Consider the following 26,254-nt stretch of genomic DNA (forward strand, 5'->3'; position numbering starts at 1 on the left):
CGACCCCCGACATTGGCAGTTTGTAGCTTGAATGACTGCACGCGCTGCGCAATGTAAGTGCGGTGTACATGGCTTCGCCATGAATCCCTGCGAGTCGTTACCGCTTGCAACTGCGCCTTACTATCGTGAGGCGCGAGTGACGGTAGCTGGGCGGCAGACTGCGTGCCGAATGCGGCATTGCTTCGCTCGCCGCATTGATGAGACTGGCGGTAGACGGAAATTAGGCTGCACTTCTACGAGACTGGCAGAGCGGCAGCGGATAATAGAAGCAGAGACAAATCGTATAGCAACACTAACCGCGGCAACGCCGCGCGCAGGCATTCCCATTCCGGAGGTATAAGTGTCATTCAAGCCTCAGACTGCCAATCAAAAGCCTTTCTCCTGGGGTTTCAAAGGGGCCATTCTCTTTTGCAAAAGAGAATGGCCCCTTTGTCCCGCTCCCCTGCGCGGCGCAGGGGAACAAAGTACAGCGCTGCCGCGCTGTGATATGTTACCCTTGACGGTTTTTGAAGGTTAAGTAACCTTCAAGCATCAGGCTCGCCGCGACGGCGTCGACGGTTTTCTTGCGCTCCTTGGCGCGCTTGCCATTATTCAATAGAATATTGTGCGCGTCGACGGTCGTGCGGCGCTCATCCCAGAGCGTGACGGGGAGCGATGTGGCCTCGCGCAGCATCTCGGCAAAGCCCTCGGCCTTTTCTGCGCGGGGGCCGCGCGTGCCGTCCATGTTGAGCGGGTGGCCGAGCACGAGCTCTGTGACCTCGTGCTCGGAGATGAGCGGCAGCAGCTTTTCGATGACCGCTTCGGGCCGGTACGCGGTGATAACGGTCGAAAATCCAGTGAGCGTCAGCGTGCGATCGGAGATCGCGACGCCGGTGTGCGCGTCGCCGTAGTCGATGGCCATGATTTTCATAAAATTGCCTCCTGAGCGTTTCTTTTGACTGCCAGCATACAGGATTTTCACCCAAAAAGCAAGCGCGGGGCAGGGAAGTGGCGTGCGGAAACGGAAAAAATCGCGTCAAGAGAGGCAGCGGGAGAAAAAAACAGGGGAAAGAGAGCAAAATCTGCGCGATTTTCTGCAAAAACGTGCAAAAAGTGCTTGACGGCTGGACATGACATGTGGTATCATCTTACTTACCTGTGAAAGAGGGCTTTCTTTTTGCGCGCTTTTGCTTCTCGGCACGCAAGGGAAAAGCACCCCTCAAATTTGAGAGCAGGGAGGCAATCGCCAGCTTCATGCCGCTTTTGGCAAACGGAGCTGAGTAAATAAGGAGGTGCCGTTAGATGCGCATTAAGATCACGCTCAGATGCAACGAGTGCAAGCAGAGAAACTACAACACGATGAAGAACAAGAAGAACACCCCGGACAAGCTTGAGCTGAACAAGTACTGCCCCTTCTGCAAGAAGCACACCGTCCACACCGAAACCAAGTAATTAGGAAAGGCTGTTGAAACATGGCAGAAGAAAAGAAGAAAAAGGACCGCAGCAAGTGGTTCCGTGAAATGAGAAGCGAACTGAAAAAGGTCGTATGGCCCACCGCATCCACCACTGCGAAGAACACCGGCACTGTGCTGCTGTGCTCCCTCGTTGTCGGCGCCTGCATCTGGATCTTCGACTACGTGGCCGTTTCCGCAGTGCACCTGCTGATCGGTCTCGCGGGCTGACAGGAGAGCAGTCATGGCTGATAATGCTAAGTGGTATGTTGCGCATACTTACTCCGGCTATGAAAACGCAGTCAAGACGGCCATCGAGAAGTTCGTCGCCAACCGTCATCTGGAGGACATGATCCTCGACATCCAGATCCCGCTGGAGACCGTCACGGAAGTGACCGACTCGGGCGATATGAAGGAAGTCGAACGCAAGGTCTTCCCGGGCTACGTGCTCGTCAAGATGATTATGACGGACGACACCTGGCATCTGATCCGCAACATTCGCGGTGTGACCGGCTTTGTCGGCACGGCGAACAATGAACCCATTCCTCTGACGGAAGAGGAAGTCCTGGCGCTCGGCATGGAACGGCGAGAGATCGTCGTGCGCTACAATGTCGGCGATCAGGTCAAGATCACCGACGGCCCGCTTTCGTCCTTCCTCGGCACGGTCGAAGAGATCGACGCAGAGAAGAACAAGGTGTGCGTGGTCGTGTCCATGTTCGGACGCGAAACGCCGGTCGAGCTGGAGCTCGACCAGGTCGAGGTCGTAGAACCGTAATCACCGCTAAAAGCGATGAGCCGCGTATGCGGCAAACGTGGGAGAGACGTTCAGTCTCGCCAAGGGCGGCCGGAATCGCCGGTCGTTACCACATTCAATATTAAGGAGGTGCCTCTCATGGCACAGAAGATCACCGGTTACGTTAAGCTGCAGATCCCTGCAGGCAAAGCAACTCCCGCACCCCCCGTTGGCCCCGCGCTCGGTCAGCACGGCGTCAACATCGCTGCGTTCACCAAGGAATTCAACGAGCGCACCAAGAACGACATGGGCCTTATCATCCCCGTTGTCATCACGGTGTATGCCGACCGTTCCTTCTCCTTCGTCACCAAGACTCCTCCCGCTGCCGTCCTCATCAAGAAGGAATGCAACATCGAGTCTGGCTCCGGCGTCCCCAACAAGACCAAGGTCGCTACCATTTCCAAGGCCTCTGTCCAGAAGATCGCTGAGATGAAGATGCGTGACCTCAACGCGAGCACTCTCGAGTCCGCGATGAGCATGATCGCCGGTACCGCACGCTCCATGGGCGTTGTCGTCGAAGAATAAGGAGGGTGTGAACAATGTTTAGAGGTAAAAAGTATCAGGATGCTGCAAAGCAGATCGAAAAGAACACTCAGTATGACGCCGCAGAGGGCTTCGGCCTGATCTGCAAGACCGCTTCCGCGAAGTTCGACGAGACCGTCGAGCTGCACGTCAAGCTGGGCGTCGACTCCCGTCACGCTGACCAGCAGGTCCGCGGCGCCATCGTCCTCCCCAACGGCACCGGCAAGAACGTCCGCGTTCTCGTCTTCGCCAAGGGCGACAAGGCCGAGGCTGCCAAGGCTGCCGGCGCTGACTATGTCGGCGAGATGGACCTCGTCGAGAAGATCCAGAAGGAAAACTGGTTCGACTTCGACGTCGTCGTCGCTTCCCCTGACATGATGGGTGTTGTCGGCCGTCTCGGTAAGGTGCTCGGTCCTAAGGGCCTGATGCCGTCCCCGAAGGCCGGTACCGTCACTCCCGACGTCGCCAAGGCTGTTCAGGAGTCCAAGGCCGGTAAGGTCGAGTATCGTCTCGACAAGACCAACATCATCCACTGCCCCATCGGTAAGGTTTCCTTCGGCCCCGAGAAGCTCGCTGAGAACTTCAACGCTCTCATGGGTGCTATCATCAAGGCCAAGCCCGCCGCTTCCAAGGGCCAGTATATCAAGTCCTGCGTCGCCGCCTCCACCATGGGCCCCGGCGTCAAGATGAACACCGCAAAGATCTAAGAAAACTTAAAGAGGGGGACGCTGTCCCCCCTTTAGATTCCCCCTCACCAGTTTGCGAACTGGTGTCGCCGCGCGATCGCGGCTGAGCCGCGGTATTTTTCTGACGCGCATGTCGTCAGAAAAATCAAATTGGATTATTTTTGGCGCGTATGTCGTCAGAAAAATGATTTGCGCTGTGCGCGGCGCAAATATGGGGTATTTTGCGGAAAAAACGATATTTGGGGTTGACAATGCTGCCAACTCTGGATATACTATTAGAGCGTTCCAAAGACAGCAGGTGAGATTCGTCTCGTAAGTCCTGCCGAGGATGGCAAACATTTATTGATTGCTTTACCGTCCTCATGTCCTGCATGAGGACGGTTTCCTTTTTAGAACGCCTCTTTCCCCTGGCACGCGAGGCGTGCCGCAAAATCCAATGGAGGTGAACTCAAGAAATGCCTAACGCAAAAGTTCTGTCTGAAAAGCAGGCGATCGTGGCCTCTCTGACCGAGAAGCTGCAGGGCGCGGCTGCCGGCGTTATCGTTGACTACAAGGGCATCACCGTCGCGGAAGACACCGAGCTCCGCGCTGAGTGCCGTAAGAACGATGTCGAGTATGCAGTTGTCAAGAACACCCTGCTCCGCTTTGCTTTCAACAACGTCGGCCTCAATGAGCTCGATGATCAGCTGAACGGTACCACGTCTCTTGCCATCGCTGCCGATCCCGTCGCCCCCGCGCGCGTGATCGCCGACTTTGCCAAGAAGCTCAACGGTAAGTTCGAGATCAAGGGCGGCTTCATGGACGGCAAGGTCGTCGACATGGCCACCGTCAATGCTCTGGCCGCGATCCCCGCGCTGCCCGTCCTGCAGGCACAGGTGCTTGGCACCATGCTGGCTCCCATTTCGGGCCTGGCTTGCGTCCTCAAGCAGATCGCCGAGAAGAACGGTGCTCCCGCCGAGGAAGCTTCCGCAGAGTAATCGTCTGCACCCAACTCAAAAACTAAAACAAATATCTTAAAATTGGAGGATCATTACAATGAGCGAGAAAGTTACCGCTATGATCGAAGAAATCAAGGGCCTTACCGTCCTGGAGCTCTCTGAGCTCGTCCACGCTCTCGAGGAAGAGTTCGGCGTTTCCGCCGCTGCTATGGCTGCTCCCGCTGCCGGCGGTGCTGCCCCCGCTGCCGAGGAGAAGACCGAGTTCGACGTTGTCCTCGCCGGTTTCGACGCTGCTGCCAAGATCAAGGTTATCAAGGCTGTCCGCGAGATCGCTGGTCTGGGTCTGGCCGAGGCCAAGGCTTTCGTCGAGTCCGCTCCGAAGGCTCTGAAGGAGGGCGTGTCCAAGGAGGATGCCGAGAACTTCAAGAAGCAGCTCGAAGAGGCTGGCGCGAAGGTCGAGATCAAGTAATCTCACCCTACTGCGAGGTTCAAAAAGCCCGTGTTACAAGACACGGGCTTTTTCTTTTTGACTGTCTTATGGAATAGAACATCTGTTGACATAATATATGCGCGTGTACGTCAAAAGGACGTGCGCACCGTGGGCTCGGACGGGGCAACGATGTCGATGATCTGATTCTGCGTGTAAATGCCGTAGTGCTTCCACGATGCGGGAGCGTCCGTTCCATCGGGTATAAGTTGGACATCAATGGCACGGGGAAGATAGTCGAGCAGTTTGGACCGTTCGAACGTGCAAAGATAGGTGCCGCTGCGGACTTCGTCTGCGTCAAATACGCAGTAGGATTCGTTGCGCACCTGATAGAGCAGGTAATTTTCAAAGATGAGCTCGATCTTGGCGTTTTCATCGGGGCACAGCGGCGTACAGTGCGCGAGAATGTCGTCGAGGGCGGCATTTCCTGTGGACGGAGTCTGTGCATTTGGCTCCGCTTTAGCGCAGCAGATGGTGATGTGCAGCTCGTTTTCATCCTCCTCTCACAGCGTCAGGAGAAACGGTGCACGGCGGCCGGCGTCCACAAGGCGGCCTGCTTCGGCGAAAGTGGTGCAATGAGACATGGGAGTCACCTCGTTTTGTAAAGTATGGAAAATACTGCTCACCGTGTGACGGTCAGGCAGTAAAATGATAACCGGTTTGTCTCCTTGTTGTTCCAGAGGTCAGTTTCGCCGAGCTCGCGCAGATCGTCTACGACGAATTCATCGAATTGCACAGCAGCGCGGTGAACGACGGGACGCTCATCGAACGAGTAGAAGCCGCCCTGCCAGATATGCCAGAGTTCCACGCAGGGCGCGGATTCGAGGGCAGAGCCAATGTAGTCGATCAGCTGCCGCGCGCGGCCCTCGGTATAGTAGGCCCAGTCGAGGCAGACGGCAAAGGCTTTGTCGGTATAGAGAAAACTGTCTGGGTAAGTGCGCAGCGCGAAGTTGTCGTCTGCGCCGCCGTCGTCGATTGTACCGTCGTCCACGTTGATGGCGAGGTATTCGTACTCCGGCGGAGGAAAGACCTCCGGCAGCGGCGCGTCGGAAGCGAAAAAGATGCAGGCGCTCATCATGATCCTCCTGTAATGCCTCATTTTCCTTTTGGTACGGCGATCATATCATAAAAGATATGAACAAATCTACTGCGATGCTGTTACGAGACCCTTGCGCCGCGGTGCGGGAAGAACGCGCGCCGGTGAAGAAAAGGCTGGAACAGCCATAATATAAACCGCTCGAGCGCTTGACTTTTTTGTGCAGCGGCATTAAAATGTATAAAATATAAGAGCAGGAATTTTCATGCGTTGTGTATCCTGCGTACAAAATCTGATGAGAGACAGGCTGATGCCCGCGTGAGCCGAGGAATGCTTACGCGGTTATTTTTTCGCCTGGATGGGAGAAAACATGAAGAACACCAAAAACTTTGCGAGCCGATGGGGCTTTATTCTGGCGTCCGTCGGTTCAGCGGTCGGCATGGCGAACGTCTGGGGCTTTCCCAACAAGCTGGGCAGCAACGGCGGCGGGGCATTTTTGCTCATTTATCTGCTGTTTATTTTCATCTTCAGCTATGTGGGCCTGCCCGCGGAGTTCGCCATGGGCCGCCACGCGGCGACGGGCACACTCGGCGCGTATGAAAAGGCGTGGTCGACGCGCGGCAAGGGGGCAGGCAAGGTAGGAGGCCTTCTTGGCTGGCTGCCGCTTGCGGGCTCGCTGTGCATTGCGCTTGGCTATGCGGTCATCGTCACGTACATCTTAAAGGCGCTGGTGGATTCGCTCGTCGGCACGCTGATGACGGCGGACACCGCGTCGTGGTTCGGCACGTTCTCCTCCACACCGTATTCCGTCATTCCGTACCACATCATCGTGGTCGTGGGGACGCTGCTGACGCTCTATTTGGGCGCGCACAGCATCGAAAAAACCAACAAGATCATGATGCCGCTGTTTTTCATCATCTTCCTGATCCTTGCGGTGCGCGTGGCGATGCTGCCGGGCGTAAGCGAGGGCTACCGCTTCATGTTCACTCCGCGCTGGGAGGCGCTCAAGGACCCGATGATCTGGATCTGGGCGATGGGACAGGCGTTCTTCTCCCTCTCCGTTACGGGCAGCGGCATGATCGTGTACGGCGCGTACCTCTCGAAGGACGAGGACGTCGTCGGCGTCGCGCAGCACACGGCGCTGTTTGACACGATCGCCGCCGTCGTTGCGGCGCTCGTCATCATCCCCGCATGCTTCTCCTACGGGCTGGACGTCGGCGCGGGCCCGAGCCTGCTGTTCGTTACGTTGCCGACCATTTTACAGGATATCCCGATGGGGCGGCTGTTCGCCATCATCCTCTACCTTGCGATGATCTTCGCGGGCGTGAGCTCGCTGCAGAACATGTTCGAGGCCGTGGCGGAATCGCTGCTGCACAAGTTCCCCAAGCTCAGCCGCACGGCGGTGCTGGCGATCCTGTGTGTGCTGTGCCTCGGCATCGGCATTTTCATGGAGCCCATCAGCAAGTGGGGCCCGTGGATGGACCTTGTTTCCATCTATATTATCCCCATCGGCGCAACGCTCGGCGCGATCTCGTGGTTCTACGTGATGAAAAAGGACGAGTTGCTCGCCGCCGTGAACACCGGCAGCAAGAAAGAGCGCGGTGCGCTGTGGTACAACGTGGGCCGCTTCGTCTACGTGCCGCTCGCGGTCATCCTGTGCTGCGTGGCGCTGTTCATGCACGTGGCATTCTGAGGGAAAAGCGTTTTAATCGGACCGAAAAGCGCAAAAGGAGAGCATGCGAAATAGAATATCGAAAGAGAGTCTGCGCATCACGCAGACTCTCTTTTTTACCAAACTTGTTGACAAATCAACATCGATACGCTATAATAGGTAAACTTGTTGATTTGTCAACAAATAGGAAAAAGGAGAATTACCAATGGAGGAGCGCTTTGAGACCTTTACCGTCCTGATTGCGCGTATCAGCCGCAGCATCAAGCGCATCAAGGCGGACGAAATGGCGGACTTCGAACTGAAAGGGCCGCATGTGTCCTGCCTCTACTACCTCTCCCAGCGAGACGGCATGACAGCCGCCGAGCTCTGCGAGCGCTGCGACGAGGACAAGGCGGCTATCTCCCGCTCGCTGGACGACCTCGAGAAAAACGGTTACATCACCTGCGCAAGCGGCGCGGGCAAGCGCTATAAGAGCCCACTGCGCCTGACAGAGCAGGGAAAGGCGGTTGGACGTGCGATCGGGGAGAAGATCACGCGCATCGTCGAGGCGGCATCCGAGGGCCTGAGCGAGGCCGAGCGGCAGACGATGTACCGCGCGCTCGCGCTCGTGAGCGAGAATTTGGAACGGATTTATACCCATAAGAAGACCGCGGGCGACAGAGCCGCCCGCGACGAACAATAACGGAGGAAAAGCATGAGTGTTCAGATCATTGTGGATTCGACGGTCGACATGCCCGAGCGCATGAAGGACCGTTTTCGCATCGTGCCGCTCACGGTGCATTTTGGCGCGGAGGAGTTCATCGACGGCGTGACCATCGACAAGCACCGCTTTTACGAGCTCCTTGTCGAGCGCGACGAGCTGCCGACGACCAGTCAGGCGTCGCCCGCGGCATTCGACGCGATCTTCTCCGACGTTGCGTCGGTGGGCGACAGCGCGGTCGTTGTGACGCTCGCGTCGAAGTTCTCCGGCACGTATCAGAGCGCGTGCATCGCCGCGGCGGAGTACGACAACATCTACATTGTGGACAGCAAGAGCGCGGCTATCGGCTCTGGCATCCTCGCCGAGTACGCGCTCGAGTGCGTGGACAAGGGCATGGACGCGAAGACCATCGCCGAAACGCTGGAGAAAAAGCGCGACGAAATTTGCCTCATCGCGCTGCTCGACACGCTCGAATACCTCAAAAAGGGCGGGCGTATCTCGAAGACTGTCGCGTTTGCGGGCGGACTTCTCAACATCAAGCCGGTCATTACCGTGGTCGACGGCGAAATTCAGGTTATCGGCAAGGCGAGAGGGTCGAAGCAGGGCAACAACCTGCTCGTACAGAAAATTCATGAGAGCGGCGGCATCGACTTCGACGAGCCGATCATCCTCGGATACAGCGGGCTGAGCGATTCGTATCTCAAAAAATATGTCGAGGACAGCCGCGACATCTGGCAGGACAAGGCGGACTCGCTCGACTCCACGCTCATTTGCAGCGTGATCGGCACGCACACTGGCCCCGGCGTGGTGGCGGTCGCATTCTTCAAAAAGGGCTGAGCCTCTATAAAAATCAGAAACAGCAGGAAGCCGGCGTATCGCACCGGCTTCCTGCTGTTTTTTCTTAAATATCCTCTTTGAGTCAGCGATTAAAAATAGCAACGACGCTTTCAAACGACACCGGTACTCGCTGTACCTTGACAACAGACGGCACGGCGAATTATAGTGATTCTATAAAGGTATATTGATATTCAGCGGCTATGTCTTGCGTGAAAGCGGTGCTTTGCGCTGGTATCGGTTTGCCCGTGAAACAGGTTGAATGGGAAAAGGGAAATGCGGCATGCAGTGGACGGACGAGAGCATTGCGTTTTTGCGTGATGCGGCGGCGATGAACCGCTATTATGAGACCTTCGCGGAGAAGATCACGCCGTAGCTCCAAGAAAACGCGCACGTCTGCGACGCGGGCTGCGGCATCGGCGAGCTGAGCCTTGCTCTGAAGCCGTACTGCCGCCATGTCACGGCGGTGGACGCCGACGAGCTGGCCATCAAAACGCTGGAAGCTCACCTGATAAAAGGCGTCACCGCGCGCTGCGGCGATATGGAGACGCTTGCGCCGGAGAAGCCCTACGACGCGATGGTGTTCTGTCTCTTTGGCCGCACGCAGGATACATTACGGATCGCGAAAAAGCAGTGCCGCGGGAGAATTTTCCTCGTCAAGCGGGACTATTCGCATCACCGCTTCAGCGCGGGAAAGGTAAGCCTCGGCGAGTACACGGCGGGGAGTACGGAGAATGTTCTGCGCGAAAAAGGTATCCCTTACACCGTGGAGCGCTTCACGGCGGAGTTCGGACAGCCGTTCCGCTCGCTCGAGGCGGCGGAGCGCTTTTTCGCCCTCTACAACCGCAGCGAAAGCGAAGTACTCTCGAAAGATGAAATCAGAGCGCGCCTGACCGCGGGGCCGTCGGCGGAATTTCCCTACTACCTGCCGCACAAAAAGGCGTTGTGCCTGTTCACCATTGAGACGGCGGCTATTTCGAAGGAGGAAGCAGTATGAAACGGCATCTTTTGATCTGCGGGGAGCGCGGCGTCGGCAAGTCGACGCTGATCCGCCGCCTGCTGGAGAAGAACACGCGGGAGGTCGGAGGCTTTGTGACAAAACGTCTGCCAATCGCGGACAAAAACGGCTTTTTTCTAATTTATCTCTATCCCGCATCGCAGAAAGAGGACGAGCGGCACAATGAAGCGGCGAATCTCGTCGGAACGTGCGACAGCCGCTCGAGCATCCGCCATCCGGAGGTCTTTGACGGCCTTGGCACGCAGCTCATTAAGTCCGCACCGAGCGGCGGTATCATCCTGATGGACGAACTCGGCTTTCTCGAAAATGACGCCAAGGTGTTCCAGTCCGCGGTGCTGTGCGCACTGGACGGCGACACGCCGGTGCTTGCCGCGGTCAAGCCGAAAGACACACCGTTCCTGCGCGCCGTGCGCGGGCACGAGAACGCGGAGCTTGTCTTCATTGACGAGCAGAACCGTGACGCGCTTCTTGAAAAGCTCCTGCCGCACATTTTGCGGTGGAATGAAGCTTGAAGCAGCAAGCTCGCCGTGCAATAGAGAAGAAGTTTTCAAGCGAACACTTGTTTGACTATCAAAACCGTGCTATAATACCGCCATTCAGAAATTTGCAGAGGGGAGGGGACAGCGCATGGAGCATCTGCTTGCGGGACTGAACCGCGCGCAGCACGAGGCCGTCACGGCGACGGAGGGGTATGTCCGCGTCATCGCGGGCGCGGGCTCGGGTAAGACGCGTGCGCTGTCGCACCGCTTTGCGTATCTTGTCAACGAGCTCGGCATCCTGCCGGGGAACATCCTGTGCGTAACGTTTACGAACAAGTCAGCCAACGAGATGCGCCAGCGTATCCACGCCTTGACCGGCGACAACGACACGGGCTATATCAACACGTTCCACGGCTTCTGTGTCTCCGTTTTGCAGGAGGACAGCCATGCGGTGCAGTACCCGAAGAGCTTTCTGGTGCTGGATAATTCCGACATCGACGCGATGCTCGGCATCATCTACGAAGAGCGCGGCCTCACACTGCGCGACATGACCTATTCCGCCGCACGGGACATGATCGAGATCCGAAAGCTCTTTAAGGAGCCGGAGTATTACAAGGACATGATCACGATGTCGCTCGACACGCTGCGCGAAAAGTACAAGCGCGCCGACACGGCGGGGGACATCATCTTCTACGGCTATCTCTATCAGGAGAAAAAGTGCTTCGGCCTCGACTACAACGACCTCATCAAGTTCTCGCTCTATATTTTCGAGCAGCACGAGGACATCAGGCTCAAGTGGCAGCAGCGGCTCGAATACATCATGATCGACGAGTTTCAGGATATCGACGCGCTGCAATATGAGCTGATGGAGGTGCTGTGCGGCTATCACGGCAACCTCTTCATCGTGGGCGACCCGGACCAGACGATCTACACCTGGCGCGGCGCGAACGTCAAGTATCTGCTGGATTTCGACAAGGTCTTTCCAAACGTGCAGACCATCATGATGATGGAAAACTACCGTTCCACGCCGGAGATTTTGGCGGCGGCGAACTCGCTGATCGCAAAAAACGGCCACCGCATCAAAAAGAACCTGCTCCCGACGAAGCCCTCGGGCGAGAAGGTCGTCTGCCACTTTGCCGACACGCAGGAGGCGGAGGCGCAGTGGATGACGGGCGAGATGAAGCGGCTGCATGATCGCGGCCTGCCGCTGCGGGATATGACCGTCCTCTACCGCGCGCACTATGTGACGCGCGCGGTGGAAGAGGCGTTGATGCACGAAAAAATTCCCTATACGATCTACTCCGGCGTGCAGTTTTTCGATCGCATGGAGATCAAGGACGCACTTTCATATTTGCGGATGATCGCCTATCAGGACGATCTGTCGTTCCGGCGCATTGCCAACGCGCCGAAGCGGAACCTCGGCAAGCGGCGCATGGCCTTTTTACAGGAGACGGCGGAAAAAGAGGGGACGAGCCTCTATGTAACGCTCAAAAACCACCTCGAAGACAGCGTGTTCAGCGGCACGAAGGCAAAGCAGTTCGTCGATCTGATCGAGCGCTTTTCGCACTCGTATCAGGGTCGGCCCATCTCTGAGGTGCTCTCGGATATTCTGGACAAGAGCGGGTATGAAAAGGCGCTGCGCACCGAGGGCAGTCAGGAGCGGCTGGACGATCTGGCCGAGCTCAAGCAGTCCATCTACGAATACGAGACGAGCTGCGGCGAGGAGAGCACGATGGAGCATTACCTTGCCCACATCGCGCTTTTCAGCAACGGCGATGTCGCCGAGCAGGGCGACAAGGTGAAGCTGATGACCGTCCACGCGGCGAAGGGCCTCGAATTCCCGTATGTGTTCCTCTGCGGCATGAACGAGGGCATTTTCCCCTCGCGCAAGGTGCGAACGCTCCCCGGCATGGAGGAGGAGCGGCGGCTCGCTTTCGTTGCGCTGACGCGCGCGGAGAAGGGGCTTTACCTCTCCGAGGCCGACGGGTGGAATTTTGACGGCTCGCCGCGCTATCCCTCGCGCTTTCTGCTGGATATCGACCGCGAGCTTCTGTCGTTCACGCACGAGGTCGACGAGACACTTCTGCGTGAAGCGGCGGATGACGTCACGCGGCGAGACAAGTATCTGCGCGAGGACGACGGCGACGGCACGCTGCCCATCGGGCAGCGCGTGCGCCACGCGGTGTTCGGCGAGGGAACGGTGCTGGACGTGGACCTGAACAAGGGCGCGCACGTCATCCAGTTTGACGGCATGGGAACGCCGCGCAGCATTTCGCTGCGCGCGAAGCTCGAAAAGATCGGGCCATAAAATCAATTGACAGATTTATTTTGGAGGGATTTCGACATGAGAAAGAATTTTGGTGCACAGCCCTAGGTCTATCCGCAGCCCGTGCTCATCATCGCAAGCTACGGCGAGGACGGCACGCCCGACGAAATGAACGCCGCCTGGGGCGGCGTGGCCAACAGCAGCCGCGTCGCAATGTATTTAAGCGGCGGCCACAAGACCGTGAAGAACATCTTAAAGCGCGGTGCGTTCACCGTGAGCATGGGCGACGCAGAGCATGCGGCGGCCTGCGACTATGTGGGCATCGAGTCCGGCAACAGCGTGCCCGACAAGGTGGCGCGCGCGGGCTTCCACGTGACGAAGAGCGAGCATGTGGACGCGCCGGTGATCGACGAGTTCCCGCTCGCGCTCGAGTGCAAGCTCGTGAGCTACGACGAGGAGACAAGACTCCTGACCGGCGAGATCGTGAACGTCAGCGTGGACGAGCGCGCGCTCGACGAAAACGGCAAGCTCGCTGTCGAAAAGCTGCACGTCATCACCTTTGACTACGCCAACCACGGCTATTATGTCTTGGGCGAGAAGGTCGCCAGCGCGTTCGAGGATGGCAAAAAATTCAAGTAAATCCGGCAAAACAGAAAGCGCCGCGTCCCGTATTTTCTTCGGGACGCGGCGCTTTTTTGCCGTTTCGGTCAGGATTTCAACTTTGTTTGTGCAAAACCGACGCATTAGTGTTAAAATCTCGTTAAATAAAAAGAAAATCCGGAAACCCTTGCAAATCAAGGGAAACCCTTGTGCCGCAATGGATTGCGGCCTGCACGGGACTGTGCGGGACTGTTCCAAACTGTCTATATCTCGGACGCAGTAATGACGCAGTAAATTTGCTGCTTCGTCACTCCGCTTTCGCGGAATTTGCCCGGTCTTCGGACCTCATTGCAAGGTACGCGTTGACCCGCTCCGCGCCGCTGGCATGATGGCGGGCGCGCAGCTCCGCATAGACAGTGGTCGTGACCTGTTCCGTATCGCCGATGAATGCCGCCATCGTCTTAACGTCAAGCCCAGCCTCATAGCAAATCGTCGTGAAACTGTGCCTGAAGCAGTGCGGCGTGATGGGGTACGTTGGAATCGGCTCCCCGTTCTCGTTCTGGACGTATTCGACCAGACCAGTATTCCGGCAGTAAGTTTTCCATCTTTTGCTCAACTGCGAAGCGGTCAATGGCTGCCCGTCCTCGTTGTGGAAGATCAGGCCGAGCCGCTGGTTTGGCAGTACCTCGGCAAGCGGCGAGAGCAGGGGGATCGTGCGCCCGCTGCCATCGTTGTTCTCGCGGTTGCGGTTCTTCATAAAGTGCTCAAGGCGTGGAATATTCCCGTATTCGTAGTTGAGCTTTTTGTTGATCGTGATCGTCCCGGCCTTGCGGTCGATGTCCTGCCAGTTGAGCGCCAGCAGCTCGCCGCGGCGGCAGCCGGTATAGAGCAGCATCATCCCGAGAAGATAGTCTTCTCCGCGGTATTCCTCGACCTTGCGCTCGTCCTCTTCCGTCAGCGCGTGGCGCGTTTTGCGGGGGAGGTTACGGCTGTGCTTTGCCTCTGTTGCTGGGCTTACGTCAATATCCCCCTTGAGTACGGCGTGAGAGAATATCGCCTTGAGTACATAGAGTTCTATTTGCACTGTCTGTCTGGAATAGCCCTTGCCCTCGAATTCTGCGATATATCTCTTGATATCGCGAGGGCATACATCTCCCGCCGCCATCGGGAATGCTTTCTTGATCCGCTTTACCGCGCAGTGGTACGGGCGATAAGTGCCTTGCCTGATCCCTTCTTCCTCCTTTGCTGCGAACCATTCGTCGGCGATGATGGGAACCTTTCGCCCTAATTTCTTTTCGGCGCTGTACTCGAGGATCTTGCGGTCGACCTCTGCACATGTTTTGCCGCGGAAAAAGATCCGCTTGCCGTTGACAGTCCTGCTTGTCTCAAACAGTCCGTCCGGTCTCTGATAGTATTTTTTCTTGGTCATGATGGTTTACCTCCCAAATATTACTTGTCAGACAATGGAAGGCGTGCTATACTGTGTCTTGACCTCCCAAATTTGCCTTGCTTCGTCGTGGTTGCGGGGTAGATTGGTCATGCGTCCTGCGTTGCCGCGCAGGGCGCTTTTTTATTGTCAGATTCGCGCGACGTTGCCGCGTGCGCGCGTTTCCGGGGTCAGTATGTAGAAGGGAGCGGGTAGCGTTTGGACGTGATGACGCGGCCCTGACAGACGATACTTGAAACAGTAGATGGCAACAGCCAAGAAGAGTGCTATATATACTGTCCAGAGTGTGATTTTGAAAGTGGCGTATATAGCGAACCCAAATTTATCGTCGAAAAGTGGAACAGGAGGGCTGACAATGGCTGAATACATTCCACGCAGCGAAGCCATTGCTGAACTGCGCCATAGGTGTTATCCATGCGGTGAAGGGATTGAAGCCATTAACGGCATTCCCGCCGCTGACGTTGCGCCGGTGACGCGGTGCAAGGACTGTGCGAACAGCTACGAAGACGCGTTCGGGCGCGTATGCGCCTACGGCATCTGTGTGGATTGCACAGTCCCAGACGACTTTTACTGCGCGAGCAGTAAGCCGAAGGAGGACACATGCTGACGATTACGATTAAAGCCAACGTCCCCGCTGCTGACGCGCAGGGCCTCAAGGAGCGCATCGCCATGGACATCGAGCGATACGGCGACTGCAAGGTCGTGAGCATCGTAAGCGATAGAGGGCAGGAAGAACAGCTGAGGATGAAAGGGGACAAATTATGAGCATCAACGTAAAGAAGTACACCAAAGACCAGATGGCGAAGATGGTGGAGGAAGCGCAGGCGGAAGTGCAGGAATTAAGGCGGGCAAACGCCGCCATGACCGAGCAGATCAGCCAGATGAACGGCGAGGCAATCAACAAGGCAAACGTGATTGCGAATCTGAAAGCGGACGCGGATGCGCTGCGGAATAAGCTCGCTGACACTGAGGCGTCGCTTGGGCGGGCGAACGATGAGTGCGCTTTTAAGCAAGAGGCCCTTAATGTAATGCGTAATAGAAAATACAACGCTGAGCAGCGCGCCAATTACGCAGAAGCCCACCCGTGGCGTAACCTGTGGGCGTGGGTGAAGAGAAAGCTCAAAATGGCATAAGGAGAGGCAGGGCAAGCGCCCTGCCTCTTTGCGTCAATATGGATTTTTCCAGTTCTGCCCGCCCTTGTAGGCGTCGAACAGCTCGCGCCACTTATCCTGCGGGAAGTGCGATTCGATGTAGCCCGTCAGTTCGGCTTTCTTCACGCTGCCGTTTTTGTCGGCGTCCACGCTCCCGCGCATCTTTGCCCAGTCATCGAGCGAAAGTCCGGCGTCGAGCATCCGCTTTGTCTTTTCAAAGCCCGTGCCGCTCATCACGTCAGAACCGTATTTTTCAAAGTTTGCGAGATAGTCCGCCGTGCTCATGCCGAGCTCGCTCTTGGCGTTCCTTGCGTGCAGCACCCACTTATCGACCGCCTCGTCGCCCAGCACTTCCGCTTTGGCGGCTTCATAGCTGTACTTGTAGTAGCGGTCGAGCAATTCCGCCTTGGTCGTGTCGCCCGCCGCCTTGTAGATGCTGGTTTTCATCATGGCGGCGGTATAGGCCATCTGCCCGGTCGCGCACGCCGCCTGGAAGGCCTGCTTCTGGTCATAGTCGAGCACGACGGTGTGCTCCTTACCGTCGACGTCCTTGTAACTCAGCGAATCGGGCTTGCGCGTCGTGGGGTAAAAGCCCGTTTCTCCAGTCGCGCCGCGCACGCGCTCCATCTCCTGCGATACCTCGCTCTGCGTGTACTTGTTCACGCCGATGGGGTTAATAAGGGCATTCGTCAGCCGCTTGGAAAGGCTTCCGGGGTTGTCCTTTTCCTCGCCCAGCGTGTTCACCGTGGTCGGCAGCGTTTCGCGCACCTTCGGGATGCGGCTTTTCAGCGTGTCGATGAGAACGTCCTTCGTGCCGTCGCCTGCATACACGTTGCGCTGCTTGTCGTCAATGCCCTTGGCGATGGACGCCAGCACGTTCGGCGTGATGGACGAAATTACGGTATTGCCCACTGCCTCCGGCAAGGCCTCTTTCCAGTCCTTTTTATAGACCAAAATGTCCTTGCGCAAATTACCGATAGTCTGCATCACGGGGAGGTCTGCCGCCGCCTTGACAAAACTGTCTGCTGTGTCTGTGTAGCTCTGAGTGGCTACAAACGTGGAAAGAAAACTGTCATTCCCGTTATCCGCCATTTCCGCCCCGAGGCTCACCATGAAGTTCAGCGGTTCAAGGTTGCTCAAATCGACGAGCGTGTCGCCGTCCCGCCACATGCCGGTCTCGTCACCATCCATCCAGCGCTTGGCGGCGGTGATATTGATCTGCGCGCCGGTCAGACCCTCGCTCTTGTTCAGCGCAGCGACGTCCTTGTCGTCCTCGTCGTCTGCGCGCTTCAAAAGCCCCATCTTCGCCAGCTGCATAAAGCCATAGGCGATGGCCGTGCCGGTCATGCCGCGCGCGAAGTCGCTCACGGCCTTTGCCTGCTTTGCGGGGTTTGCGCCGTTTCTCGCCGCATCGGCGACCGCTTCCACGATCTCGACCGTGCCTTTCACAGCATTCACGGGGCTGTAATCAAGCCCCACGCTCGCAAGGTTGCCCGCTACGCGCGTAAACGGCGCAATAATGTCGCCCGCGCCGAAGCTGTGGATAGTATGCCCTCGTTTGGTTTTTCTCCCACTGTCTCCCACACCGGCAAGCATATTTAGGATGTCGTATACCGACCGGATCGCGTCTGCTGTGCGGCTGTCATTCTGGAATGTGCGGTATTTGGCCAGCGCGTCCGCCTGAGATTCTGCGTAGCCCTTGGGCGCGTTCTGAATTTTCCCGCTTTCGATGAGTTCCTGCGTTCCACGCTGCGTACTGCGCGCAGCGCCCTTGTATGCCTCGTCCGAGGTCGTCAGCAGATACCCCATGTTCCGCTCACAGGCGGACAGCACGCGGTCGATGATGTTGCCGCTCGCCTTGAACGTGCGGTTGCCGGTCTGCTCATAGCGTCCGCTCGCGCCCATGTCCACGTCAAGCGTGATCTCCGCCGCCGACATGCGGATTGCCTTCATAATGGCGGCGCGGCTCTCGCTGCTCATGGCCGACTTTTCAAAGGCGACGCTGCGCGTGCCCGTCAGCTTGGAAAGCGCCATATCGAGCACCGCCGCCCCGCGCATACTCATCGCGTCGAGCGCGTAGAACGTCGTGTTGCCCGCGATGTTCTTTGCCGCTGTCTTGGGGTTCGACAGCATGTTGAGCACCTGCACCGTCTTGAGCTTCTGGCCCATGTTGGCGCTCTGCGCGTCGGTCGACAGCGCCGCACTGGATTCATAGGCAAACTGCTTGAGCTGCCCAAAGTCCATGCTGCCAAGCGCCGATTCCGCCGCCTTGCGCAGCATCGCGCTCTGCCGTCCGGTGATGCCGTTCAGCGTTCCGCGTTCCTCTGCGATATTGAGGATGATGTCGCGCATCGCCTCGGGCGTCTCCGCCTGCTCGATGCTCTTGTCGTACATGAGGATGCTGCGGAACCGTTCGGCGCGGTCTGCGTCGGAAAGGTCGCTCTTTTGCAGATTCTCCCACGCCGACAGCTCGCTCGACTGTCCGCCCTCGTTGCCTTCCCGGCTGTATTTGGCCCATGCCTGCGTGCCGCGTCCGGTCTCCGTCGCATGCTCGCGCATGATATCCAGCCAGCGGGTATACTCGTCTTCGGTGATCTCCATCGCAATACTGCGGCCTTGCAGCTCGTTCTTGATCTGCATCGCTGCGTCGACCATCTGCGCGTTCCACGCGGGGGCGTATTCAAGATACTGCGTCAGCTCTTCATAGGCGGCGGGGTCCGCGTCCTTTAAGAACTGCCGCTTGCCGTCCCGCTCAATGTACACAAGGTCATCCGCCTTGGCAAGGCTTTCCGCCTCGCTCTGCGCGCGGTAGCGGAACAGTGCGTCGTAGTCTTCGCGGCTGCGCGCCGTTGCATCGCCCTCCGCCTGCGTGTAGCGCGCCGCGCTCTCGGCAAGGCGGCTCGTGCGCTCCACAGGCTCCACGTCTGGGGCCTGATAGCCTGCCCGCGCCGCGCCGATGCTGCCGGGAAGATCGTCCGGCACATCCATATCCCAAATGGGCAGTTCTTCTGCCTGCCGTGCCTGTACCGGCTGCGCACCGTCGATTTGTGCCTTGGCGGCAAGATACGCCGCGTTCGGGCCGACCTGTTCCCCAGCCACGTTGGTATAGCCGTTCGTCAGCATGTCATCAAGGATGAGTTCGAGGGTCTTTGCCGCTTTTACATTCTCCTGCCCGTGATCCTTGATGAGCCGGTCAGCGGCGTCAATGATCTGGCTGCGAGACAATCCCTCGTTCATTGCCGCGCGCAGGGCAGGGGTCTCATAGATGTTGCTCGCGCGCTGATATCCATTCGCCGTGCGCTCGCGTGCACCCATCTGCTGCCCGTACTGGCGGGAGAGGTCGGCAATGCCCGCGATCTGCTCCGCCGCCTCGACATAATAACCGCGCAGTTCGGGATGGTCGAACGAAAAGGCGTTCACGCTGCGCGGCGCGACGCTTTCCGCCGTGCGGTTGTCGATGTGGTTTTCCGGCGCATAATTCCCGCCGCGCTGCATATCCTCTCCCTTGACACCGCTGTTCCCCTGTGTTACAGTGGGGTCAAGAGATACTGGTGCTTGCACCCCAGCGCCGCCGTCGGCGGCAAGGCTGGTTTGATTGGTGCGCGGCGCTGTATCCGTTGAAGCGTCTCCGCTTGCTACGTGGTCGAGGTCACCCGAAAGGGCAGAAGTCCCGTCTGATGCAGGCGAGGGCGCTTCGGTGGAGCCCCCTGTATTTTCGGGCGCAACTGCTTCGGCGGTCGTCCGCGTTGGGGGCTCTATTTTTATGTCCTCAACTTCGCTTATTGTATGTCCGTAATACTTGTCGCCCACGTTCGTGTTTTTTACTCGAATGTGGGCATTGTACTGTTCGCCGTCAATTTTGATGGGGCTGTCGTAGTATTCAAACGTCGGGATACTGTTTGCTGTTTGGGGATGGTAATTCCCAGCTTCGGCAACCTTGTGTCCGTTTTCAATCAATTCTGGAATGTGGAATCCGCTTGCATATTTTTCATAGGGGATATTCCCGCTGAGGAACTTATCGAGCCCTTTTCGTGAAATGCCGATTTGCCGTCCTGTCTCTGCATTGGTAACGACAGTTGGGAAATTCTTCTTTGCAAAGTCAATGAAGTATGTCCTTGCATGGTTAAAGTTCTCGAGAATGTTGCGGGAGAAGAGATTCGTATTTGCCGAAACCGCACCTTTTGACGTGCCCTGCGTCCCCTCTGCGGCGTTTTCCTGCGCGGGTGTGAAATTACCCTCGCTCGTCGCTTGACGCGCTCCTGCGTCAACGTCCGGCGTTTCTGTGCCATTGCCGCGCCCGTTCATGGCGTTCAGCATCGCATTGACGCCGATCTGACCGCCGCCGAGCACACCGCCGACGACCGCGCCGCCCGCAAATTCCTCTGCCGCCGTACGCGGGTTCAGAATGGCGTCGCCGTCCGAAAGAGAAGCGAGCTTGTTGCCCTTGTGGTACACACCGTTCTGCAAGGCGCGTTCAATGACGCCCTGCACCGCTTCTTCCTTGCCCTCGTCCACGGCGGAATCGACCCATGCTTTCCATGCGTTCGCACCATGTTTCAGCTCTTCCGGCAGCTTTTGAATACCGCCGCCGACCTCGACCGCCGCATTGAAAAGGCCGTTGCCCATCGCATAGAGCGCCGCCTTCGTGCGGGCTTTGTTGTTCTCTGTGCCGGTCTTCGCCATGTCATCCATTGCCTCGTCATAGCTCTGTCCGACAACCTGAGAAAACGCCGTCCAGTAGTTCGGGTCCTTCGCCATCGCTGTCACGCCGCGCCGGATCGTGCCCGCCATGCTCGGGGTCATTTCCGCCGCTGCCTGTGCGCCGAGGCCCGCCGTGCTTGCGCCCGCAGACGCACCCGCCGTCAGGTAGGCCATGACCGCCTGCGGTACTGCCGCGACCGTCGCAGCGCCGTACTTGTCCAGCAGTTCCGCCGCCTTGCCGCCCTTTGCAACGTTGTCGGCGTATTTCTTCTGTGTTTCCTGTCCCTCGTTCTTGATACGCTGCGCCAGCTTATTGAGTGGGGCAGTGTCGGACAGCTCTCCGAGCTTCTGCCCGGAAAGCAGCTCGAACGGTGACAGCAGCACGTCCTCAGCCATCGCCAGTGTGCTGGCAACGCCCTGTGCTGCCTGATTGACGCCCTTTGCCACAGCGCCCGCAACGCCCTTGCCGAGAGAGTATTTGTTTACTCTCTCGGCATTGTTTTTCTTAATTTGGTTCGCCACCACCTGCGCCTGTGCGCGCCGCTGCTGGTTGGCGCGGTTGGTATTGCTGCGCACGCCCTCCCACTGCTTGCCGATGAAGAAATTTTCATTCGTCTGCACCGTGTCGTACAGGTTGATGCCGGTGTTGAACTGCACGCCAGCATCGTATTCCGCTGCCACGCGCTGTGGGGTCATTTTTCGATTTGTCATTCGTGATTCCTCACTTTACATTGCCCGCGTAGCGCAGCCGGATGTCCGTCTCAATGACCGTCGCCGTCGCGCTCGCAGAATTGCTTTTGAAGATCAGGCGATAGAACGTCGCCTTTTTCACCTTTATTTTTACTTTCTTCACCTGCGGCTTTCGGCTCGTTGCGAAAGAAAAGTGGTTAAAGTCCACATGCAGGAACGTCGCAAGGTTGTAAGCGACCACCTTATCGGGATAATCGCTGCGCCGGTTCGTCTCCACGGTGACGGAGATGCGCGCATTGGACGCGGGCTGCATGGCGACAAAAATCATGGGGCTGTATTTCAGCAGCCAGTCCTTGTCAAAGTCCATCGCGCCGGTCGCCGCGTAGCAGTCAATGGCCGCGCCATCGTCGTTGCGGTACTTGTGGGAGAATTCCAGCACTTTCCCGTCGTCGGCAAAGCCGAGCACCGTGCCGTTCCACTCGAGAACACGGTCGAAGGGAAGACCTTCGTAGAGATACCACGCGTCATTTGCGTAATTCAGGATGAGGGCGCGCCGCCCGAATAGGAACCAATATTCGTGATCGCTTTTGATGTTCGCCGTGCGCACCTTCGGCAGATCAAAGCTCTTAAGCGTCGCCGCCACGCGGTCGCTGATGCGCTTGGCGTTGTTTTCGTTGTTGGAGATATAGCTTGCATAGTTGCTGCCGCTGCGCCACTGATACACGCTGCCCGCATCCAAGGTCAGGGGGTTATTTTCAAGCAATCGCACCTGACCGGGCGCCTCGTTGCCAAATTGGCGGTTGACCGGCTGCACGTAAAACGCCGCCGTGCTCGTGTCGTCGGCAAGACTGATCTCGCCGTGCATGATCGTCCACGCGCTGTCCGTCTTGAACGCCATCAAGCGGGAATAGTGTCGCACCAGTGCCGTAAGCGGCGTGTTACTTTCGCCCACGGCCACCTCATAGAGATCGGGAAAGTATTCAGCACTCGCTTTCCCAGTGTCGTAGGGGACGCCGGAATAGATCGTGCGGTTCGTGCCGTCGCCGTAGAGGAACACGCGGGTATCCGTCGCGCCGTTGAAAAGCTCGCTGTATTTCATGCCGGTCACTTCGCTGCGCGCGCCGTCGCCCTTGCGGTATTCGATCTCCACAGTGTTCGTCCCTGCGGCTGGGGCGGCGGTAAACGTCACCGTCCCGTTTTTAAGGTCCATCGTGCAGTCCGTCACCGGCTCGCCGCCTGACTTGACGCTGCTGACCTCGTTGATATCCTTTTCCGGCAGTTGGAACACCTTCGCCGTCCCGTCGGGAGAGAACTGCACGCGCCGCTTGCCGGTCAGCCGGTTCACGTTTTCAACAAGCGTGCCCTCGCCCTTGGGCGTCGTTGCTGTCTGGATGAGCGGCACATAGCCTTCGACGGTTTCAAAACTTGTTTCACTGCCACCATCCCAGCTCTTGTATTCGCCTCCGGCCAGCAGATACACCTTCCCGCCAAAGCCGAAGAAATGCGCCTCGCCGTCGGGACACGTGCCTTTGCCGCTGGCGCTGCCGATTTCAGCGTCAATGTCCCAAATGTGCCCACCGTACACGGCGAGGATGTGCTCGGAAGCCCCTGCAATGCCGCGCCAAACGCCGTATACGCGCGTTTCGCTTTCGCCCCCTGCGGTTTCTTCACTCAGCGCGGAAAGCGCGTCAGCAAGGCTCAGAAGCGTTTTCGAGCCGGGGCGGATTTGCAGGTGCTTGTCCTGCGTCACGCGGAAGTTTCGCATCTCGGCCATCTCGCCGACTTTCAGCGTGGTATCGCCGTCGGGGTTCTCGTTCAGACCAAGGAACGATTTGATCTTCAGAATGCTGGAATTGTCCTTTGCCGTGATCTGTGCCAAGTTTTACTCACCTCCGTAGGAAAGATAGCTCATGTCCATTTCGCCGCCGGTCATCTCTTCGTCATAGTCCTCGTTCGCCTCGCCGGGCATCGGGTCTTCCGCGGCTTCCGGCAGCTGCGCGCCCAGCGTGCGCGTGATGCAGAAATAACGCAGCGCGTCGTTGATATGCGTGATGTTGTGCGGCTCGGTCGCGCAGTCGCTCGGGTTCTTCTCGTCATGTTGGATGAGCATGATATTTCGGATCAGCGCGCGGCAGTTGCTCGTCACCAGAAGCCCGGGGCGGTCCTTCTCGCCGCGTAGAGGCTTGAGCATTTCCTTTTCCGCCGCCCAGCCCTGCACGCGGTTGTTGCTCGCCCGCAGCAGGCCCACGCCGTTCTGCGCGAACAGCTCGGCCATGTTTTTGCCGCTGTCCTTCTGCCGGTTCCACATATGTATTTGCACCGGCGCTGGTCTGCACCGGCGTATGGATAAAAATAAAAAACGCCGAAACAGCACGGAAAACCGTGTGTCTCGGCGTTGAACGCTCTTGCTTGTTATGTACTTATTCGTCCGCGAGCTGCACCCCGTCAACGATGAGCGGGAATCGCTCGGCCTTGCATTTGCTGCACCATACCGGCGTATTACGCACGGTGCTGGTCTTCAGCACCCGCAGCAGCTTTTTCCGGCATTTGGGGCAGGTATACCATCCGTTTACCACCATCGCGCAAACTCCCCATACTCGATGCCGCCATACGGCAGCCCGTCTTCGATGCTCTCGAACGAGGCGGGAACTCCCTCACGCGCCTTAGCGAGGCGCTGCTCATAGAGCTGCCAGAAAAAGTCTGCAAGCGTCGGATTTTCCTCGCTCAGCAGCTTTGCTGCAAGCCCGCAGGGGAGGACGCTGCGCACAATGTACGGGTCCATCTTGATCTCGTCGGAAAAGCTCGTCAGATCGTCGAGCGCCGGGCGCTTGCCGTCCTCGCTGATGGCGAAGGTATCGCTCGCCGGGTAGACGTCATCGATGAGGTTATTGAGAATGCCCAGCGTCCTGACCTTGTACTCGGTCGTGTCGCTGTTGTCCGTGCTGCCGGTGCTTTCATTCTGCGCGTCAATAAGGTACATAGCCTTGTCAAAAACGCCCTGAACGCTCAGATCAATGCTCATGTCCTCACTCCTTTGTCACTCTCGTTCGAATCTGGTCTTGCCGTTCACGGCGTACCGCATGATATTCTCGAATCCCTCGTCGATGGGGTCCGGCGGTGGCTTCTGCATCTCCCGCTCCACGCGCTGCTCGGTGCGCTGCTCCTTGGTTTTGAAAAATTCACGGGCAAACAGCGCCGACGTCTCCGCGAGGATGACCGCCGCCATCACCAACAGCACCGCAAGCATCGCCGTCATTCCTGTTCGCCCCTTTCTCACTTGAAATCGCTGTCGTCCACGCTGTCGCCGTGAACGATGCGTACCGTTGTGTCGTTTTTCTGCTCGATCTTGTCCTGATAGCCGCCAAGGCGCGTCTGCTTCTGGAGGAAAATGCCCCTCGTGACCATGCCTTTCTCTCGGTATCGCTCGTCTGTCTCGACCTGATTCTGAATGCGAAGATACGCCATCTGCACGGCGTCCTGCAAATACGCGCAGCGTTCGCCGTCATACCACGAGCGCAGCACCGTGAGCGTTACGGTTCGTCCCTTCTTGTTGTGCTCGGAGAGGTAAAGCGCAAGTCCCGCTTCGCCGTACAGCACGCCGCGCTCGTCGCATTCGTCAAAATAGGCGTCGGCGACCTTCTGGAAGTCCTCGACATGAGGGAAAATCGAGACGACTTCGTGGGCCGCCTTGGAGCGGGCAAGCTGCCCCGTTACGGTGTCGCGGTTTTCGATATATCCCGGCTCGCCCTTTTTCTTCGAAAAGGCCGGATTCCCGCGCCGCTTCTTGATCGGCTCATCCGCCATACCGTTTTCCCCCTTTCGTTTCGTTGGCACAGACAGCAGGAATCGAACCTGCATCGTCGCAAGCAACCCCGCCATAATTGCTGCCGCTCTCCCAAATGAGCTATGTCTGCATGTGGCTGCCCTTCATGCCGTAGGGGGCAGCCGGGTAGGAGGTCTTTTCTCATGATCACACTTGCTAATCCATCGTCCCAGTTCTCATTTATGCACGAAATGCAAGCCCAGTCAATTGACAAAATTTCATGGATACAGCGAGATACAGTGTCGCCCAGTATCATCCGCAAAATATTTCGTAGACCACCGTTTTCAAGACCCTGCCGCCAGTTTTTCCGCTACCCGTGAGTTGCAAAAAGAGCGGGGAAGATGTGGGAGAATAATATATACACCCGTTCCCGCGAGACCCCGCCGTTTTTCCGCTACCCCCCGGCCCCTTAGTTCGTTGTCGGGATACGTGCTCCCATCCCTGCGCCGCGCAGCCGCCAGCCATCCCCACGCGCCCAGGCCGTGACCGGATCGCTACAGTAGGGGAATTGCCCTATTGCATCCCTGCGCGCCGTCATTGACCCCGCGCAGCCGTCGGCCATCCCTGCCGAATTGCCCGCAAATGACGCAGTAAAGACACAGCAGCCCCGAAAAGCCCTGCAAAATCAAGGAAAATAGTTAATAAACTCTTAAATCGCGGCGGCGACAGCCCCAACCCAGCCGCTCCCGTCTGCCTCATTGCCCCAGCCCTCGCGCGTTTTTTACTTCTCCTCCAGTCTCTTAGTTGTCTATTTTGCAATACCCTTGCAAAGCCTTTACCCCCTGCTATTCGTTACTCACTGCTCCTACTGTAAGCCTTTGCTATACGTAAGCCCCTGCTATTACTCACGGAATGGTAATTACTTACAGCCGCCGCCACGACGCAAAAACCACCGTCGCAGTCTTGGGAAAGGGGGGATTATAGGGGGGATAGGGGAGATAGGGGTTATAGGGGAAAGAGGGGGAAGGGGGGACAAGGGGG

Annotated in this window: 27 protein-coding genes, 1 tRNA gene, 1 pseudogene and 1 other annotated feature; of the genes and pseudogenes, 17 read left to right on the plus strand and 12 right to left on the minus strand. The window is 57.7% G+C overall.

Features of this window, described 5'->3' with window-relative positions:
• Positions 1-490: 490 nt before the first annotated feature.
• Positions 491-910 (minus strand): Holliday junction resolvase RuvX, encoded by a 420-nt coding sequence (gene ruvX, locus NI20_RS0101785; RefSeq protein ID WP_033119740.1) that lies wholly within the window; start codon positions 908-910, stop codon positions 491-493.
• A 371-nt stretch (positions 911-1,281) separates the two neighbouring features.
• Here ruvX and rpmG point away from each other — a divergent pair, with 371 nt between their 5' ends.
• The 7 genes from rpmG to rplL all read left to right on the plus strand — a co-directional run bounded on the left by rpmG (position 1,282) and on the right by rplL (position 4,838).
• Positions 1,282-1,431 carry a 50S ribosomal protein L33 gene (gene rpmG / locus NI20_RS0101790; RefSeq protein WP_033119741.1) on the plus strand — a complete coding sequence of 50 codons (150 nt, stop codon included), beginning with the start codon at positions 1,282-1,284 and terminating at the stop codon, positions 1,429-1,431.
• 20 nt (positions 1,432-1,451) lie between these two features.
• Entirely contained in the window at positions 1,452-1,661 is a 210-nt protein-coding gene (gene secE / locus NI20_RS0101795) for a preprotein translocase subunit SecE (RefSeq protein WP_033119742.1), read from the plus strand.
• A 13-nt stretch (positions 1,662-1,674) separates the two neighbouring features.
• The gene (gene nusG, locus NI20_RS0101800) at positions 1,675-2,205 is read left to right on the plus strand and encodes a transcription termination/antitermination protein NusG (protein ID WP_033119743.1); all 531 of its coding nucleotides are present in this window, start codon (positions 1,675-1,677) and stop codon (positions 2,203-2,205) included.
• A gap of 117 nt (positions 2,206-2,322) precedes the next feature.
• The gene (gene rplK / locus NI20_RS0101805; RefSeq protein WP_033119744.1) at positions 2,323-2,748 is read left to right on the plus strand and encodes a 50S ribosomal protein L11; all 426 of its coding nucleotides are present in this window, start codon (positions 2,323-2,325) and stop codon (positions 2,746-2,748) included.
• A 14-nt stretch (positions 2,749-2,762) separates the two neighbouring features.
• Positions 2,763-3,452: a 50S ribosomal protein L1 gene (gene rplA, locus NI20_RS0101810; protein ID WP_033119745.1), complete on the plus strand. Its 690-nt coding sequence runs from the start codon at positions 2,763-2,765 to the stop codon at positions 3,450-3,452.
• Between the two features lie 246 nt (positions 3,453-3,698).
• Positions 3,699-3,827: a sequence feature (ribosomal protein L10 leader region), on the plus strand.
• A gap of 59 nt (positions 3,828-3,886) precedes the next feature.
• Entirely contained in the window at positions 3,887-4,408 is a 522-nt protein-coding gene (rplJ, locus tag NI20_RS0101815; RefSeq protein WP_033119746.1) for a 50S ribosomal protein L10, read from the plus strand.
• A 58-nt stretch (positions 4,409-4,466) separates the two neighbouring features.
• Positions 4,467-4,838: a 50S ribosomal protein L7/L12 gene (gene rplL, locus NI20_RS0101820; protein ID WP_033119747.1), complete on the plus strand. Its 372-nt coding sequence runs from the start codon at positions 4,467-4,469 to the stop codon at positions 4,836-4,838.
• Positions 4,839-4,948: 110 nt separating this feature from the next.
• Here rplL and NI20_RS14900 read toward each other — a convergent pair whose 3' ends face one another.
• Together NI20_RS14900 and NI20_RS0101830 are read right to left on the minus strand one after the other, a co-directional pair.
• Positions 4,949-5,182 (minus strand): hypothetical protein, encoded by a 234-nt coding sequence (locus NI20_RS14900; protein ID WP_156108531.1) that lies wholly within the window; start codon positions 5,180-5,182, stop codon positions 4,949-4,951.
• A gap of 296 nt (positions 5,183-5,478) precedes the next feature.
• The gene (locus NI20_RS0101830; RefSeq protein ID WP_033119749.1) at positions 5,479-5,931 is read right to left on the minus strand and encodes a hypothetical protein; all 453 of its coding nucleotides are present in this window, start codon (positions 5,929-5,931) and stop codon (positions 5,479-5,481) included.
• Positions 5,932-6,262: 331 nt separating this feature from the next.
• On the opposite strand from NI20_RS0101830, the gene NI20_RS0101835 reads away from it, so the two are divergent.
• From NI20_RS0101835 to NI20_RS13735, 7 genes and pseudogenes are all read left to right on the plus strand, one after another.
• Entirely contained in the window at positions 6,263-7,585 is a 1,323-nt protein-coding gene (locus NI20_RS0101835; protein WP_369699383.1) for a sodium-dependent transporter, read from the plus strand.
• 184 nt (positions 7,586-7,769) lie between these two features.
• Complete coding sequence (locus NI20_RS0101840; RefSeq protein WP_052084354.1) at positions 7,770-8,246, plus strand: MarR family winged helix-turn-helix transcriptional regulator; 477 nt, start codon at positions 7,770-7,772, stop codon at positions 8,244-8,246.
• 12 nt (positions 8,247-8,258) lie between these two features.
• Positions 8,259-9,101 carry a DegV family protein gene (locus NI20_RS0101845; RefSeq protein ID WP_033119751.1) on the plus strand — a complete coding sequence of 281 codons (843 nt, stop codon included), beginning with the start codon at positions 8,259-8,261 and terminating at the stop codon, positions 9,099-9,101.
• Positions 9,102-9,489: 388 nt separating this feature from the next.
• Positions 9,490-10,095, plus strand: a pseudogene (locus NI20_RS0101850) (class I SAM-dependent methyltransferase); the annotation flags it as partial.
• The gene (locus tag NI20_RS0101855) at positions 10,092-10,628 is read left to right on the plus strand and encodes a nucleoside-triphosphatase (RefSeq protein ID WP_033119753.1); all 537 of its coding nucleotides are present in this window, start codon (positions 10,092-10,094) and stop codon (positions 10,626-10,628) included. The pseudogene NI20_RS0101850 and the gene NI20_RS0101855, both read left to right, overlap by 4 nt.
• A 115-nt stretch (positions 10,629-10,743) precedes the next feature.
• The gene (locus tag NI20_RS0101860) at positions 10,744-12,903 is read left to right on the plus strand and encodes an ATP-dependent helicase (protein WP_033119754.1); all 2,160 of its coding nucleotides are present in this window, start codon (positions 10,744-10,746) and stop codon (positions 12,901-12,903) included.
• An 81-nt stretch (positions 12,904-12,984) separates the two neighbouring features.
• Positions 12,985-13,500 (plus strand): flavin reductase family protein, encoded by a 516-nt coding sequence (locus tag NI20_RS13735; RefSeq protein ID WP_242842894.1) that lies wholly within the window; start codon positions 12,985-12,987, stop codon positions 13,498-13,500.
• A gap of 268 nt (positions 13,501-13,768) precedes the next feature.
• Here the strand turns inward: NI20_RS13735 and NI20_RS0101870 are convergent, their stop codons facing one another.
• Complete coding sequence (locus tag NI20_RS0101870) at positions 13,769-14,890, minus strand: site-specific integrase (protein WP_033119755.1); 1,122 nt, start codon at positions 14,888-14,890, stop codon at positions 13,769-13,771.
• Positions 14,891-15,263: 373 nt separating this feature from the next.
• Here NI20_RS0101870 and NI20_RS0101875 point away from each other — a divergent pair, with 373 nt between their 5' ends.
• From NI20_RS0101875 to NI20_RS0101880, 3 genes are read left to right on the plus strand one after another with little or no spacing between them, the layout of a single operon-like run.
• Positions 15,264-15,515, plus strand: coding sequence for a hypothetical protein (locus tag NI20_RS0101875; RefSeq protein WP_033119756.1), 252 nt, complete (start codon positions 15,264-15,266; stop codon positions 15,513-15,515).
• Positions 15,509-15,673 (plus strand): hypothetical protein, encoded by a 165-nt coding sequence (locus tag NI20_RS14905; protein ID WP_156108532.1) that lies wholly within the window; start codon positions 15,509-15,511, stop codon positions 15,671-15,673. The genes NI20_RS0101875 and NI20_RS14905 overlap by 7 nt, the downstream gene beginning before the upstream one ends.
• Positions 15,670-16,041, plus strand: a complete 372-nt coding sequence (locus tag NI20_RS0101880; RefSeq protein ID WP_033119757.1) for a hypothetical protein — start codon at positions 15,670-15,672, stop codon at positions 16,039-16,041. Before NI20_RS14905 ends, NI20_RS0101880 begins: the two co-directional genes overlap by 4 nt.
• A gap of 33 nt (positions 16,042-16,074) precedes the next feature.
• Here the strand turns inward: NI20_RS0101880 and NI20_RS0101885 are convergent, their stop codons facing one another.
• The 8 genes from NI20_RS0101885 to NI20_RS0101915 form a co-directional block, all read right to left on the minus strand.
• Positions 16,075-21,471 carry a hypothetical protein gene (locus NI20_RS0101885; RefSeq protein WP_033119758.1) on the minus strand — a complete coding sequence of 1,799 codons (5,397 nt, stop codon included), beginning with the start codon at positions 21,469-21,471 and terminating at the stop codon, positions 16,075-16,077.
• Between the two features lie 10 nt (positions 21,472-21,481).
• Positions 21,482-23,329, minus strand: a complete 1,848-nt coding sequence (locus NI20_RS0101890) for a hypothetical protein (protein ID WP_033119759.1) — start codon at positions 23,327-23,329, stop codon at positions 21,482-21,484.
• Positions 23,330-23,332: 3 nt separating this feature from the next.
• Positions 23,333-23,758 carry a hypothetical protein gene (locus NI20_RS0101895; RefSeq protein ID WP_033119760.1) on the minus strand — a complete coding sequence of 142 codons (426 nt, stop codon included), beginning with the start codon at positions 23,756-23,758 and terminating at the stop codon, positions 23,333-23,335.
• A 112-nt stretch (positions 23,759-23,870) separates the two neighbouring features.
• Positions 23,871-24,029 carry a hypothetical protein gene (locus NI20_RS14910; protein WP_156108533.1) on the minus strand — a complete coding sequence of 53 codons (159 nt, stop codon included), beginning with the start codon at positions 24,027-24,029 and terminating at the stop codon, positions 23,871-23,873.
• Positions 24,020-24,472 (minus strand): hypothetical protein, encoded by a 453-nt coding sequence (locus NI20_RS0101900; protein WP_033119761.1) that lies wholly within the window; start codon positions 24,470-24,472, stop codon positions 24,020-24,022. The genes NI20_RS14910 and NI20_RS0101900 overlap by 10 nt, the downstream gene beginning before the upstream one ends.
• 15 nt (positions 24,473-24,487) lie before the next feature.
• Complete coding sequence (locus NI20_RS0101905; protein ID WP_033119762.1) at positions 24,488-24,706, minus strand: hypothetical protein; 219 nt, start codon at positions 24,704-24,706, stop codon at positions 24,488-24,490.
• A 17-nt stretch (positions 24,707-24,723) separates the two neighbouring features.
• Complete coding sequence (locus tag NI20_RS0101910) at positions 24,724-25,254, minus strand: hypothetical protein (protein WP_033119763.1); 531 nt, start codon at positions 25,252-25,254, stop codon at positions 24,724-24,726.
• 24 nt (positions 25,255-25,278) lie between these two features.
• Positions 25,279-25,364, minus strand: a tRNA-OTHER gene (locus NI20_RS0101915).
• Positions 25,365-26,254: the final 890 nt, after the last annotated feature.

Source organism: Oscillibacter sp. ER4, assembly GCF_000765235.1.
Classification (GTDB): domain Bacteria; phylum Bacillota; class Clostridia; order Oscillospirales; family Oscillospiraceae; genus Hominicoprocola; species Hominicoprocola fusiformis.

Excerpts from the sequence above, each read along its gene's own strand:
- ruvX (WP_033119740.1), bottom strand. The coding sequence starts at position 910 with ATGAAAATCATGGCCATCGACTACGGCGACGCGCACACCGGCGTCGCG.
- rpmG (WP_033119741.1), top strand. The coding sequence starts at position 1,282 with ATGCGCATTAAGATCACGCTCAGATGCAACGAGTGCAAGCAGAGAAAC.
- secE (WP_033119742.1), top strand. The coding sequence starts at position 1,452 with ATGGCAGAAGAAAAGAAGAAAAAGGACCGCAGCAAGTGGTTCCGTGAA.
- nusG (WP_033119743.1), top strand. The coding sequence starts at position 1,675 with ATGGCTGATAATGCTAAGTGGTATGTTGCGCATACTTACTCCGGCTAT.
- rplK (WP_033119744.1), top strand. The coding sequence starts at position 2,323 with ATGGCACAGAAGATCACCGGTTACGTTAAGCTGCAGATCCCTGCAGGC.
- rplA (WP_033119745.1), top strand. The coding sequence starts at position 2,763 with ATGTTTAGAGGTAAAAAGTATCAGGATGCTGCAAAGCAGATCGAAAAG.
- rplJ (WP_033119746.1), top strand. The coding sequence starts at position 3,887 with ATGCCTAACGCAAAAGTTCTGTCTGAAAAGCAGGCGATCGTGGCCTCT.
- rplL (WP_033119747.1), top strand. The coding sequence starts at position 4,467 with ATGAGCGAGAAAGTTACCGCTATGATCGAAGAAATCAAGGGCCTTACC.
- NI20_RS0101830 (WP_033119749.1), bottom strand. The coding sequence starts at position 5,931 with ATGAGCGCCTGCATCTTTTTCGCTTCCGACGCGCCGCTGCCGGAGGTC.
- NI20_RS0101835 (WP_369699383.1), top strand. The coding sequence starts at position 6,263 with ATGAAGAACACCAAAAACTTTGCGAGCCGATGGGGCTTTATTCTGGCG.
- NI20_RS0101840 (WP_052084354.1), top strand. The coding sequence starts at position 7,770 with ATGGAGGAGCGCTTTGAGACCTTTACCGTCCTGATTGCGCGTATCAGC.
- NI20_RS0101845 (WP_033119751.1), top strand. The coding sequence starts at position 8,259 with ATGAGTGTTCAGATCATTGTGGATTCGACGGTCGACATGCCCGAGCGC.
- NI20_RS0101855 (WP_033119753.1), top strand. The coding sequence starts at position 10,092 with ATGAAACGGCATCTTTTGATCTGCGGGGAGCGCGGCGTCGGCAAGTCG.
- NI20_RS0101860 (WP_033119754.1), top strand. The coding sequence starts at position 10,744 with ATGGAGCATCTGCTTGCGGGACTGAACCGCGCGCAGCACGAGGCCGTC.
- NI20_RS0101870 (WP_033119755.1), bottom strand. The coding sequence starts at position 14,890 with ATGACCAAGAAAAAATACTATCAGAGACCGGACGGACTGTTTGAGACA.
- NI20_RS0101875 (WP_033119756.1), top strand. The coding sequence starts at position 15,264 with ATGGCTGAATACATTCCACGCAGCGAAGCCATTGCTGAACTGCGCCAT.
- NI20_RS14905 (WP_156108532.1), top strand. The coding sequence starts at position 15,509 with ATGCTGACGATTACGATTAAAGCCAACGTCCCCGCTGCTGACGCGCAG.
- NI20_RS0101880 (WP_033119757.1), top strand. The coding sequence starts at position 15,670 with ATGAGCATCAACGTAAAGAAGTACACCAAAGACCAGATGGCGAAGATG.
- NI20_RS0101885 (WP_033119758.1), bottom strand. The coding sequence starts at position 21,471 with ATGACAAATCGAAAAATGACCCCACAGCGCGTGGCAGCGGAATACGAT.
- NI20_RS0101895 (WP_033119760.1), bottom strand. The coding sequence starts at position 23,758 with ATGTGGAACCGGCAGAAGGACAGCGGCAAAAACATGGCCGAGCTGTTC.
- NI20_RS14910 (WP_156108533.1), bottom strand. The coding sequence starts at position 24,029 with ATGGTGGTAAACGGATGGTATACCTGCCCCAAATGCCGGAAAAAGCTG.
- NI20_RS0101900 (WP_033119761.1), bottom strand. The coding sequence starts at position 24,472 with ATGAGCATTGATCTGAGCGTTCAGGGCGTTTTTGACAAGGCTATGTAC.
- NI20_RS0101905 (WP_033119762.1), bottom strand. The coding sequence starts at position 24,706 with ATGACGGCGATGCTTGCGGTGCTGTTGGTGATGGCGGCGGTCATCCTC.
- NI20_RS0101910 (WP_033119763.1), bottom strand. The coding sequence starts at position 25,254 with ATGGCGGATGAGCCGATCAAGAAGCGGCGCGGGAATCCGGCCTTTTCG.